General features: G+C 46.3%; 10 protein-coding genes. 3 read left to right on the forward strand and 7 right to left on the reverse strand.

Annotated features, from left to right (window positions below; all coding sequences use genetic code 11):
- Positions 1-164: 164 nt before the first annotated feature.
- Positions 165-1,787 (reverse strand): copper amine oxidase N-terminal domain-containing protein, encoded by a 1,623-nt coding sequence (locus tag EL84_RS10380; protein ID WP_047841683.1) that lies wholly within the window; start codon positions 1,785-1,787, stop codon positions 165-167.
- A gap of 336 nt (positions 1,788-2,123) precedes the next feature.
- On the opposite strand from EL84_RS10380, the gene EL84_RS10385 reads away from it, so the two are divergent.
- The gene (locus EL84_RS10385; RefSeq protein WP_017692174.1) at positions 2,124-2,330 is read left to right on the forward strand and encodes a hypothetical protein; all 207 of its coding nucleotides are present in this window, start codon (positions 2,124-2,126) and stop codon (positions 2,328-2,330) included.
- Positions 2,331-2,529: 199 nt separating this feature from the next.
- On the forward strand, positions 2,530-3,639 hold the full coding sequence (locus EL84_RS10390) for a stalk domain-containing protein (RefSeq protein ID WP_235431517.1): 1,110 nt from the start codon (positions 2,530-2,532) through the stop codon (positions 3,637-3,639).
- A gap of 122 nt (positions 3,640-3,761) precedes the next feature.
- Here the strand turns inward: EL84_RS10390 and EL84_RS10395 are convergent, their stop codons facing one another.
- The 3 genes from EL84_RS10395 to EL84_RS10405 form a co-directional block, all read right to left on the reverse strand.
- A complete protein-coding gene (locus EL84_RS10395; protein ID WP_047841624.1) occupies positions 3,762-4,418 on the reverse strand; it encodes a hypothetical protein in 657 nt (218 codons plus the stop codon).
- A gap of 35 nt (positions 4,419-4,453) precedes the next feature.
- Positions 4,454-5,506, reverse strand: coding sequence for a hypothetical protein (locus tag EL84_RS10400; RefSeq protein ID WP_047841625.1), 1,053 nt, complete (start codon positions 5,504-5,506; stop codon positions 4,454-4,456).
- Positions 5,507-5,596: 90 nt separating this feature from the next.
- Entirely contained in the window at positions 5,597-7,312 is a 1,716-nt protein-coding gene (locus EL84_RS10405; protein WP_047841626.1) for a DUF6138 family protein, read from the reverse strand.
- A 299-nt stretch (positions 7,313-7,611) separates the two neighbouring features.
- On the opposite strand from EL84_RS10405, the gene EL84_RS10410 reads away from it, so the two are divergent.
- Positions 7,612-7,854 (forward strand): hypothetical protein, encoded by a 243-nt coding sequence (locus EL84_RS10410; protein ID WP_047841627.1) that lies wholly within the window; start codon positions 7,612-7,614, stop codon positions 7,852-7,854.
- A gap of 312 nt (positions 7,855-8,166) precedes the next feature.
- Here EL84_RS10410 and EL84_RS10415 read toward each other — a convergent pair whose 3' ends face one another.
- From EL84_RS10415 to EL84_RS10425, 3 genes are all read right to left on the reverse strand, one after another.
- On the reverse strand, positions 8,167-9,819 hold the full coding sequence (locus EL84_RS10415; protein WP_047841628.1) for an extracellular solute-binding protein: 1,653 nt from the start codon (positions 9,817-9,819) through the stop codon (positions 8,167-8,169).
- A gap of 120 nt (positions 9,820-9,939) precedes the next feature.
- Entirely contained in the window at positions 9,940-11,532 is a 1,593-nt protein-coding gene (locus EL84_RS10420) for a response regulator transcription factor (RefSeq protein WP_047841629.1), read from the reverse strand.
- Positions 11,507-13,267: a sensor histidine kinase gene (locus EL84_RS10425; protein WP_047841630.1), complete on the reverse strand. Its 1,761-nt coding sequence runs from the start codon at positions 13,265-13,267 to the stop codon at positions 11,507-11,509. The genes EL84_RS10420 and EL84_RS10425 overlap by 26 nt, the downstream gene beginning before the upstream one ends.
- Between the last annotated feature and the right edge of the window lie 212 nt (positions 13,268-13,479).

Below are 13,479 nucleotides of genomic sequence, written 5' to 3' on the forward strand. Positions count from 1 at the left end.
CTTATACCAAATTATCATACATCATTCTAGACTCCATCGGCTATTCAAGCTGTTATGTAGGTCATTACTCGATGATTATACCAAATATTTGAACTTTTGGGTGAATACAAAAAAGCTGCCGTATGGGGCAGCTCTTTTTGTTTTAATCTTGTTTCACTCTACTATTACATCGATTTCGTCAGCGTAATGGAGCCATCTTTTTGTGCCCATTTCACGTCCCAGTTCAGAAGTTCAGCAATGAAGCGCAGAGGCACTTGCGTACGTCCATCTTTATTTACAAATACCGTTGCACCCACGTTTTTCTTCACACCGTTCACTTCCATAACGTTGTTGTTCACCCAGAATTCAAGGGTATCATCGCCAGCCATTACCGTTACTTGTTGTGCTTTTTTGTCCCATTTCACCGTTGCACCGATACCTTCACTCAGGAAACGCAATGGAATGTATGTTGTGTTTTTCCAAAGCACTGGTGTGGTATCCATGTTGGTTGTTTTATCGTTAATTTTCAGCATTTTGCTGTTCAGTTGCATCCACACCGTTGTCATTTCTGGCGCTGGTGCAGGTGTTGCTGGCTCTTGGAATTTGTCGTTGAATTGAGTCACAATTGCGTTACCCAAGGCTTGACCTACACCAAACATCACTTTGAAGCCTTCACGATTCGTTGTGTACGAAGCATCATAGTTACCTGCTGCATATTGATTCAATACGTTTTGTACTTGATTTTCATGTGTTGTCAGTGCTTGTTGTCCTGCTGCTTTTGGCAGATTGCCAGCTGTTGCCGAATCCAGGAATGTAGCGAACTCTGTTGTAAATCCAGCAATACGTTTCTCTACTGCTACACGAGCGGTAGCATCGTTGTTTTTAACAGCTTTTACATAGTCGCTTTGTGCGTTAACGTGGTTCGTTACCCAAATTTTCTCGAATGCATTGGCACCATCGTTACCGTAAACGGAAGCAATCGCTGCTTTGAAGTCAGTTGTGTTTCCAGCTTCAGCTGTAACCAGTGCGTTGGAAGCTGCTGTGCGTCCATCAAATTCCTCTTGCATTTGCAGAGCCGAAAGTGCAAAGTGTTCGGAAGCCAAGTGGTTGAGTGCAGATCTCAGATCAGCTGCTTTTGTATCCGCTTTGGTATTTTCGAATTTCTCAGGCATTTGTGTCGTAATTGCTGTGGAGAGTGCTTTACTTACGTCGAACATTTCTTTGAAACCTTCACGGTAAGCCTTGTATGCATCAGCGTAATCTCCAGCTACATACTCATCAAATACTTTTTGCACGAGATCTTCATGTACTTTCAGCGCCTGTTTGGCTGCTGCTTTTGGCAACTTGCCTTCGGTAGCTGTGCTCAGGAATGTGGAGAACTCATCCACGAAACCGTTGATGTTTGCTTGTGCTTGTTTGATTCCAGCCTGGTTGCCCATTTTGGTTGCTTTCACCAAATCATCTGTGTATTTGTTATGAGCGCGGAAGATGCGTTCGAATTCTTTGGCACCTGCGTCACCGTATAGGGAAGCGATTGCTGGTTGCATATCCAGTGCATTCTGGTCGAGTGCTTTGTAGGCTGCATCTGCATCTTTTGCTCCGTCATATGCTTTGGCCATTGCCGTTACTGCGAGTGCAAAGTGCTCGGACAACAGGTGGTCCAGGTTTGCTCTCAGGTCAGCCGCAGGTGTGTTCACGGATGCTTTCATCATGGTCATTGGTGTCTGTGGTGCGGCAGCTGCTCCAGCGATCCCCGGCATCAACAGTGTCAAGCTAAGTACAGGTGCGATAAACTTCTTCATCTTCATTTTCATTACGTGTTCACTCCTCGATTATGTTGTGTGTATAATTTCTTTCCTCGTCGTCGTCTTCATAGGGTGTAACGCAGGGTTCTCTATTCTGGATCACTCTGTGGGCAAAAAAAATTCACAGCTTTCAGTGAAGAAAGCTGCGAACTCCTGTTGTATCAAGGTTTTTTTGAATTAAAAAAATATAAAATTGTAGTGATCTTTCCGATCCAAGACCACATACATACTGTAATATAGATACTTCATTTTCCTTTATTTCTCAACTAAAGCTTACATCAAAGGTTATCCTGAAGTACAATAAGGACATAACATATTATTCGCAAAGGAGGTCCATTCATGACCTGGTTGCCTTATGTTTTAATTGTGGGTATCGCCTTGTTTGGAGGTATTGCTACCATGATCATCGGAAATTCCAAAGCCAATCAGACCAGCAACCCCGAATATGACCGCCGCACAAAGCAAAACCTAAGCAAACTTTCCTATGTATACGTTGGTGCGATTGTACTTGGTTTTGGCGGACTAATCCTCTATCTTTTTAACTAAAATGTTTCGATTCGGCAAAGAATACGTTCAAACATGCCAAGCATCTTCAGTTTTCGCTCTACATTCTCCGTGTATATACACATGTTTACAAGTTGGAGATAATTCAGAATTATTCTGGATATGTTCGGGGTTTAATATAAAGCCATAAGGGACAGCGAGCCCATTAAACAAACCAAACCCCAACTTGAAGGAGAGATATATGATGAAAAAAAACATGAAGAAATCCGTAGCAACGATGATGGTACTGGGCATGACATTAACTGGAGCAACGGGCGTATTCGCCGGAACGCAGCTGGAGAAAATCTCCGCATATCTTAACCATGGAATCAGCTTTAATGTTGATGGCGCGGCTTACTCACCAACGGATGGCAATGGCAACAAACTTGCGCCAATTACCTATAACAACTCCACTTATCTGCCTGTACGTGCGCTTGCCGATGCACTGCATGTACCCGTATCCTATGACGGCAAAAAAGGACAGGTCATTATCGGCCAAGCTACGAGCAATCCATCAGCTCTGACAAATGTAACGTATAGTGCAGCACAAAAAGAGGCCATTCAAAAGGCTTTTGCACAATTCGATGGGTTCGAGACCGCTTATGCCCCTCAGCAGATGATCGCAGGTGACACGTTCAAAAGTGTAGGTGCGGGTGGCGATGGTGTTAGCTTTATTTTTAGCCATATGAAAGTGGATGTATCTCCAAGAGATTATTCGGACGGTTATACAAGCAAAGACGTAAAACTGTCCAATGGTGTTGTCGCCAAATGGTATACACCAGATCAAACGGGCATGCTCACGTTCCAACTGGATGATCGCTACGTTACCCTAAGCTCACCGGATCATAAGATGAGCCAAGCTCAGTTGCAACAAGTCGCTGTCTCTGTTCAGAAGGCAACTGGCAACAACGATCAAGGGATCACTGCATTTGCAGATGTGAATTATAGCAAACAACAATTGGATAACATTCGTAAGGCATTTGCGAAGTTTGACGGGTTCACCACAGCCTATGCTCCACAACATATGGTTGCTGGAGATACGTTCAAAAGCGTAGGTGCAGGCGGTGATGGTGTAAACTTTGTTTTCAATCGTATGAATGTCACGGTATCCCCTAAAGACTACTCTTTCAGCTATGATGGCAAAACGGTAAAACTGCCTAGTGGCGTATCAGCCATATGGTACACACCAGACCAAACGGATATGCTCACGTTCAAGCTGGATGATCGTTATGTAACACTCAGCTCGCCAAATAACCAATTGACTCACACTCAACTGGAGCAAATGGCGGTCTCCGTACAAAAAGTGAAATAAACAAAAATAAACACACATCATTTCGGTCCCGCTCTATGAGCTGGGGCTGATTTGATGTGTGTTTTGTATGCTCAAACTCTGCTGCAAAGACCTCTTCCTGTTCGTCTGTCCCTATCCTGCAATTAACTCTCTGACTTATTCATGACCTGGCGAAGCCAGTAATACCGATGCAAGTCCATGATAAAATGAAACACCACAAAAGCCAACATAATGTATACACACATTAGCACAACAGCCACAGTCTGCTGTGTAACAAAGGCCAGTGAAATATTGGCCAGAAGATATGCTCCGCCCGTAATCATCGTTAATGTGGCAACAGGCATACCTGTGCTTTTATCTCTTTTTTTACGCTGAGGGGGCTGCTGCAGCTTACGCAAACGAAACTTCACGTATTGGAACAAAGCAAAACTATATACCACAAATGATCCAATGGCGTACCAAGGTGTTGTCAGACCAATTGTCCCGTAAGCAAACTTCTGTAGAATCACCATAAATCCCACAGAACAAACGATGCCAAATACGCCTCGGAACAATACATAATTCAGTTGGAGTCTGCGTGGGGCAGCAATCAGGGCAATCGCCCATATATTCATAAAGGCTAGCGGTGGCACGAGAATATACGCATACAGTGATTGGAACGGGACACTGAACACGGGAATAAGCAGAAATACGTTAAGAAAAAACAGGACAAGTATGCCTGCACTCAGCCGAATACTATCTACTGCATAGATGACATAAGGTGAATCCTCATACGGATTTGAACGTTTATTGTTCGCCATTATAACTCTTCCTTGATAGATTCGTTTCTTCATGACTACAATGCCAGGTCAGCCAAACGAACAACCCTGCGATAGTACATCGCATCCATCAAATCCTCCCAGTCGAGTTCACTGGCATTAATGTCTCGATAATATACCGCAGCAGCAGGCAAGAAACCAACCAGCGGCCCTGTACCACCGCAAATCAGACTTCCGCCGTCTCCGCCTTTGGGCATCACATCCCCAGCCGAATCTAGTGTAAGCTCATACTTGTAGGGATCACCGGCAAATTGCACTCCGAAGAAATTCGGCAGTGCCAGATCATAAGGACGATCATCCTTTTCTTCAACCCGTGTAGAGTCTAGATCTATCGATTCATCCACATTCTCATCCACGTCTTCCAGACTTCCAAAGTGCTTCAATCTCATCGTATAGTCGAAGCTGTCACCCCAGGGAAATAACGTGCGACAACCGCCGCCATAGATATACTCCCATTCGTCTTCGGTCAGCAAACCAAAACCCGCCGCAGCTTCCTCCCTCACGACGTCTTCCAACTCGATTCCTTCGTTGAACCACAGGATTCGGACTCCATTCTCACTTTGGCGAATCAGACGAAATTGTTGATGCAATTCATATTCACGTATTACCGATTGCTTAAATTGCTCCAGGGCTGACGGGAAATCAGGATTTTCCTGTGCAAATGCTTCCTCCTCGGACACTTCAATCCAGCCAAGCGAGATCAGTTCGCATTCCACGAGCATCGGCGCAATAGTAACTTCTCTCACAGGTGACATTTGACTCGCCAGAAACGAATCCACGTCCTCAACACCATACTCACTGACCGTTTCATGCAGGTCGGCTGATGTCTCTTCGTTCATACCATGCTGCCAACGATCCCAGCCGAGTGTTACTTGATCTCCAGGCACAAACACAAATCTCAGCCCATCCTCCCTAAATACACCTGTTTCCATCCGCTGACCGAATCGTTCAAATGTCTCGAGACCCTCATATACCATACCGTCTGGTAACTGACGAACAAGCTTACGCATCCAAGCCTCTTTGTCCTGAGCGTTCAACGCCTGCCACATGTCTCGTCTCAATGTTTCCATAACTCTCCCCACCTTTCCTTATACACTTTCACTTCTCTAAAATGCTTTACTGGCTCGCACAGCACAATCTTATTTGTCTTGTGTACATCTTCATTTCCCTGCGGCTTGCAACAGTTCCAGCAATAATTCCTTCCGTCTTCCCTCCGCTTTGCGAGCGAGCGTTGTGAGCTTCTCCACTTTGCCAAAGATCGGATAGAGTACACGTTCCGCTTCATAATGCTCAAGTTTTTGAATCTGTCTAACCAGCAGTTCGAGTATTTCCTCATTCTCCAGTTCGGGCTGAATCTTCAGCTTCAGACTATCTGTCGAACGACGCAAGCTGGCGACTAACGCAGGTATGGCTTGAGCCGTGACACCCTGTTGTTCTACAAATGCCGCAATGAACTTATCCTGAATCAACTGATGCTCATCATCCACTTCACCCATGTAATATTCAACCAACGGGAAATACTGCTCATCCACAAGCCCCAGTCCAAAGGTTGCATAACTGCCCGGCATACAGCTTTTCTCTCCCTCGGTATCCTCGTAGAACTCAAACTCCTGGATAGCCTCACGCGCATACTCTTCCAGAAGTGGATGCAATTCCGGGTACTCCAGTGCATTGGCAAAGAATCGGTGGGTATCCGACTTCGCGAGCCCTTTGATCGGCAAATACTGCTTTACGCTGGACTTGAGCTTGATCTTATAACTTTTCGGAAAGCCCTGTTTCAATAAATGAGTGATAAAGGTAAGTGCCTGTTGATAGGCACCAGCCCCTTCCTTACGAATGTGAATGGTCATCAGAGCAAATACATCATTTGCTTTGCATTCTACTTCTTCCGTTTTCACATGAATATCGTCCTTCGCATACGTTCCGCTACCTTCTGTCATCATACGTGCCGCACGTTTGCTACCGAGTTGCTTCGCGAGTTCCAGAAAAGTCACACCTTTGGATTTGCTATAACTGGGCTCAAAACGTAGAATCATGACCGCCGTATATAATAGCAGATCGATTGATTGAGTTTCGGATGTTTGCTCCTCCCCAGGCTCGTTCAAATGTTGGCCTGCCTGTGTCTCAATGTTCGACTCCAGCGTTGCTCCGGGCTTAAGTGAATATTCATTAGTACAATAAGGCGAAGACTGAACATCATAATACTGTGGCAAAAACTGATTCTCCGCCCATGCCGTCAACGCATGAGTAATCTCACCACGATGTTCCGCAAGTGCCTCCGGACGCCCCTGATTCAACTCTTGAATCCGGTCATACAGCCTGATGGTCCATGCTACATCCAACTCCGGGAACAGCTTTGGATCGAGCAGATGACTCGTCAAAAAGAAGGATTCCAATAGCTTCGTTGGATATGTACTGTTCTCCAGATTCTTGTCTACATAGGTATGAATACGATCAAGGAGCAGCTTTCTTTTCTCTTCGTTGATCCATTCCAATAAAGTCAGTTGCAGCTTGCCTTCGGTTGTTGGGAATTTCCCTCGCAAGGTGAAGCGGTAGTCAATCAACGGAGTATCTGCCAGCTTGTCCAATCTTCCCTGAACAACCTCTGCAAGCTTAGGCCCGATCTCGTTCCGTACCTGTTCCTCGGTAAAGGCTCCTGCCTGCTTTAATTTTACATCATCATCCAAACCCAGATCCAGGCTGTCTACCGTGGTCCGTCCAGGTTTGTAATCCAGTACAATATCATTAAAAATACCCATTTGCAGCGTGGTTCGCTTCACAACACTTTCCAAGTCATCCCGCTTTTCCTGTTCATCAAACCACTCATGGATCGTCGTAATCATCTCTTCCATCGCCTGGTCATAAAATGTACTCATCTAATCTCCTGCCTTCCATGCATCTAAAGTTCACCAACTACACTTGAACCTACTTGAACCTCTATGAATCCCGGGTCAATCCGGGACATCTATGTTATAAATACGTATTAATGTTCGTATACTACCTATTATTTTACTCTCTCAGGTACAATCGGAACAATAAGGCTTACGTACGGTTGCTTGCTAGTCAAAGAGATCTACGGATTCCTTTCATAACTATGTACGCTCTCGGCATGCCCTCGCTATCGTCATCCCCACGTTGTATAATCATTGTATTCCTTTTCAGGAGGTCTGACTAAATGAGCTACAGCAAATACTTCCCCTTGGAAAACTATTTGAATCAAGTTTCAATCACCCTTACATATGCAGAGCTTGAGGAGATTCTCGGATTTACGTTACCCCCTACAGCGTATAATCGCGAACAATGGTGGGTGAATAATTCCAATAATCATACACAGGCACTATCCTGGTTAAATGCAGGATGGAAGGTTGAGAATGTGATTCTAGGAAAAAACGTTACCTTTGTCCGTTGCGAGTCATAATCGATCTGTACGATATAGATTGAACTAAAGGTTATTCACACTTACCACTCCAATGACAGAACAACCTTCCGATCACTGTTATCCCCAGATTTTTTTCATTCACTCTTACAAAGGTAAAAATCTATGGATAAAGGCGACCGCTTCGCTTCTTCAGGTTATTTCTGCCCTCTTCGTTCTCGTGTGAATGTTTTAGTTCAATATATATAGATTATTGGTATTCACTTCATAGGTTCTATTTTTCCATAAATGTTATTCGAGACAAAAAAAGCAGGGTAGACTGATGAATTCATCAGTTCTCCCCTGCTTTGTAAATTAATTAACTGTCTTATACCACTCGTTCACTTCGGCGGTAATATCATCGCCGCCCATGGATTTCCACTTCGTCACAAACGCATCAAATTCCTCAATGCCTACCTGACCATAGATGATCTTGCTGAACGTATCTTTCTCCAACTTGTCGATTGCGTCCTTCTTCATTTTCATCGTCTCGGTTGGTGCCCCGGTGAACTTGTTCTTGATCGCGTTATCTCTATTCGCAACGACCACCTCAGCGGCTACAAACACTTCCGGTTTGTTGGCAATTTTCGTATTTTTCTCAAAAGGGGTCTCCGGCTCTTTGCCCTTCGCAAGTTCCGCCAGCGTATCCATCATCAGATTCGGAATTCGGGCACCATCATACGTAATCGTATATTTGAGTGGTGATACGCCATCCTTTACCTCGGCTTCACCAACCACTTTGCCGTCCACAATATCATAGTCATATCCTTGTGCGAAGCCATGTTCGAACTCGCTGCCCACTTCCGGATTGGCAAAGTTGTCGAACAGATAATTTTGATACGTGAAGAAAATTTCCGGGTTCGCCATATCCTTGTTAATCAGCACCACCCCGTTGCTTGCACCAGAGCCATGTTGATGGCTCTCTCCTGTTGGCCCTGTAGGTAAGGCAATGGCCTTGTACGTGGCACCATCCACATTTTTCTTCACATCATCAATCGGCCAGTTTGGCATCCAGTGTGGTCCCACGATAATTCCAGCTTTACCAGCGGTGAACAATTCTGCTGCTTTGATCTCGTCATAGACGCCTGCTTCTTTGGGCAGATAACCTTTGGACAACCAATCTTTCATCGTCGCAAGGCCTTCCTTCACACCTGGCTGAATGGAACCATATTGCAGTGTTCCGTCTCCGGCATCATTCCACTGTCCAGGCATCGTGTTGTACATGCCGAAGATCCAGCCGGATTCCGTCATCCAGGTATTAAGTGCATTCTTCATGCCGACGGTCAAACCATACGTATCTTTCTTGCCGTTCCCATCCGGGTCCTGATTTGTAAAAGCATCCATGACCGTAACCAGCTCATCTATAGTTTTTGGTTCTTCCAGCCCCAGCTTCTTCAGCCAGTCTTCCCGGATAAACATGACCGAATCGCCGTTGTACGCATAATCGAAGATCGGAATGCCGTAACGCTCGCCCTCATACATGTAAGGATACCATTCTTCCGGTGCCGATTCGGATGCCTGTTTCCATGTGTCCGAAGCATACTTGTCAAACAGCTCGCCTGCATTGGCAAATTTGCCGGATTCAATTAATTCCCGTACCAGATTGTAGTCCCCCCGAATGGAGACAATATCCGGCAGTTCTTCGTTAGCGGACAGGGACAAGCGCAATTTCGTGTAAAATGCATCATTGGTCACGGATACAGCCCATGGCGTGGTCAGATCGATGCCAAGTCGTTCCTTGGCCCATTTGGTATGCACATTGTTCTGTGCCGTCTCCCCGTTCTTGAATTTCGTATCATCATTCCAGGCCCGCAAATAACTCATCTGTACCGCCGGTTCATACTTCCCGTCTTGCAGAGCAAGTGGTGCAGCGGCTTCCTTCGTTGGTTCTTCCTTGGCCCCCGAACTGCATGCCGTTACAGCAACCATCGTTATTGCGAGCAATGCCGTCATCATTTTTCTATACATGAACTAACCCCTCCTCAGGTAACTTGGATACCCTTATGTGCCAAATGCACCTTACATGAAAAGGATAGTGCAGCCGGGGAGGCAAACATATATCACAATTTCAATGTTCATATTGATTTGTTAACCGTTCCGAAAATCTTGCGGGGTCAGTCCATAATGTTTGCGGAACACCTGAATGAAATAAGGCGTGTTGTTGTACCCTACTTCCTGACCGACTTCATAGATCTTCATCGCCGTATGCTTGAGCAAGTGAACCGCACGTTCCATTCTGGAACGGATAATATAATCACTAATGCCTTCACCTGTGGATTGTTTGTACATTTTCGACAGATATACCGGGTGCAGATGCACCTCTCCGGCAATGACCTGCAACGATAAATCCTCGCCCAGATGATGGTCGATCCATTGCTGCACCTGCCTGATCAGCGTTGATCCGGCATCCTGTCCCGCATCGCTTGTACTCTCTGCCCATTGCTGCATCACACACCGAGTCCACGTTTCCAGACTACGCAGTGAGATGCCATAACCATCCTTAAGCAACTGCTGGTACTGCTCGCCAAGCACTTCGGCTAACTGCCTTCCTTCCCGATGAGCCATATATGAGAATGCCGCCGCCAAATAATGAAAAGCCACATACACATGCTCCGGGAACACACTGCTCGACAGCTCTGCAAAGATCTGATCAATCTTGCGGTGTGCATCCTCCATGCGCCCCGCTTCCAGTAACGTCGTTAGACCCGGCGGTTCATACAGCGCCGCAAGTGACTTCAACGTGGCCCCATTGGTTCCCGCCGCCGCATTCAGATGTAATCCTTTGCCCGCATCGGCCTGCTTGCGAAGCGCACTCACGGCTTGATGATATAGCTGGGGCACCTGATCTGGGAAACGTCCCATACGACTAACGGACAGGGAAATGGTCGCGTTCAGATACTGCCTCACACTGTGAAGCAATCGTTCTCCAAGTCGGCCCATCAGCATATCCGGTTCGGCTTGGGTTTGTTTGGGACTGGCCATGAAGACCAGATCATCATAGGCATCATCCGTATGGCAGAGATGATAGGTACTGCCGTAGATCTCTTCCACCACATTGGAGATGGCGTACTTCATCAGTCGAAATGCTTTATGTGTGGGTTGATGGTCATCATATCGGATGAGTAGCAGTTGCATTTTATCCTGTGGACGGAACCCGATCTCCAATTGCTCCAGCTTGCCTTCGAGTTCAGCATCCGCAAATTTATGCCCTAACAGTACATCCTTCATTAGCTCCGCCCTCTTCTCGGGCAGATGTTCCCTTACCGAATACATGGCCCGCTGATGCAGCATTTGTTTCTCACCCTCCAGGCGGATCTGCACGGCGGCCTGCTGCACGGATTCGATCAGTTCCTCATCCCGGACCGGTTTGAGCAGATAACTGACTGTCCCATGTTTGAGCGCCTGCTTCGCATAATCGAAGGAAGCATGCCCCGATAAAATAATACATTTTGTCTGTTCCCATTTTTGCCGGATATGACTGACCAGATCCAGACCGGACAGACCCGGCATGCGGATATCCGTGATAATAATATGGACCTGATGTGTTGCCATATGTTCCAGTGCCTCTTTGACTGAATAGGCTTTGAATACCTGGCCAATCCCGTGTTCTCTCCACGGTATGGAGACAGCGATCGACTCCACTGCCGAATGTTCATCATCCACGACCATCAGATTCATCATGCGATTGTTCCTCCTCAAACCATCGAATTTCTACACTAAGTCCACCATAGGGAATCGCTCCAAAATGAAGACCAGACGACAGCCCATATCGCGTAACGAGACGTTGGTGCACATTCCACGTCCCTGTTCCAATCTCTTCACCCATCGGTTCATTGATCTCCCGTTCCAATTCCGCAATCTCTTCCGCTGTCAGTGTGACACCGTCATTGTCTACAAACAGGCTATATCTTGTATATTTTCGTCCCTCAATATGTTCGGGTACCGCCATCCCCGTTACGACGACATGGCCACTGCCTTCCATCGGTTCGATGCCGTGGATCACCGCATTCTCTACGATCGGTTGAATGAGAAGCCGTGGAATATGGAGCTGCATCAGTTGCTGCGGTACGGCGATCTCGTAGGTCAGCCGGTTGGTCCGCATCTGTTGAATGGACAAGTAATGGTCCAGCAGTCGGATCTCTTCTTCCACTGTTGTCATGTCATTCTCGCCCCGCGTAATGTAGCGATAGTAGTCTCCCAGACTTAGCGACATGGCAATAACCGCTTCACGGTTGCCAAGCTGGGTCATATTTTTGATATAAAACAGGCAGTTGTACAGGAAATGCGGATTGATCTGTGATTGCAGATGTTTCAGTGTTGCTTCCCGTGAGCGGATACGTTCCTCGTATACCTTCTCGATCAATTCCTGAATCTGCTCCGCCATATGGTTGAAGCTCTGGGTCAGGTACGCGAATTCATCACGAGAGTGATCGACCGGAATCCGTGTGGACAGCTGCCCTTTGCGAATCTGTTGTAGCCCTTTCATCAAGCGATGGATGGGCACCTGAACTTTTCGATACAAAAGCAGTGCGGCCCCGATACTCAGCACGAGCAGTAACAGAATGGAGGTAATAAACATATTTCGGCTCTTGTCCATTGGGGTCAGCAAATCATCCAATACCACAGGGTTCACGTATACCGCTTGCAGTTGTTTGGAGTGCACGTAACTGACCAGATATTGTTTACCGCCCACTTCCAATTGATGATTGCCTTCCCTCTCCGGCCCGTTAAAAGGCATATCACGCATGATCGCTTCGACCAATTCGGTGTCCGCCGTACGGTTCAACAACGGATCGTTACCTGGTACCAGCAAGAAGGGATCTCCGCCCTGCGTTTCTTTAAAATCATCCAACATGGCAACCACGTTCATCGGGTCAAAATTAATCTCCATCACCGTTCGCACGCCTGTGTTCACCGGTTTTTCATTCCACTCGTAGTTATCCGTGAAAAAGTAGGTGAAACTCCCCTGCTCCAGCTGCCATTGACCTGGTTGCGGGAACGTCAACATCTTCTCATCGTAGACCGTCCGGCTGGACATGGTGGATAACACAAGTTCTGCTTGCGGCAGGACAATGGTAATATCATTCTTCCAGCGGCTGGTGGACTGGTACAACGATAATTTGTCGAGAATATCCAGATAGATACTGTTCTTCTCATATTGACTGGTTGAGTCCGTCATGTAACGGTAGTGCAGGATACTCGGATCTCGCAGCAACGTTAGGCCATACAGCGAGAGCTGCTCGATATTTTTATCCACCTGCGAACTGAAATAATTGAACTGGTTCAGACTCGACTGCTGTTTCTCTTCAACGACCATATCCACATTTGCCTGGTTCGCATACGTATAGAGCAGCAGAATGGGTACGAGCAGGCAGATTAAGAGAATGACCGTCTTCGCAAATACTGTGAATTTCATTGTTTCACCCTGTCCCTGAATTTGAAGTCGTTCTACACCGAAGTCCTATTTTATATTGAAAACCCTTACATTTCTATATGATTTTATGTTCTCCCGTTTTCCTGTGACTTGAAAACCTCTGTTTCCATCAACAAGTTAATATTTCAACATCCGCATTGAAATGTTGTTCTATAGTCCGCCCTTTTCCGTTGCTATAATTCAGTTGCTCCACT

This window comes from Paenibacillus sp. VT-400, assembly GCF_001029205.1.
GTDB classification, from domain to species: domain Bacteria; phylum Bacillota; class Bacilli; order Paenibacillales; family Paenibacillaceae; genus Paenibacillus; species Paenibacillus amylolyticus.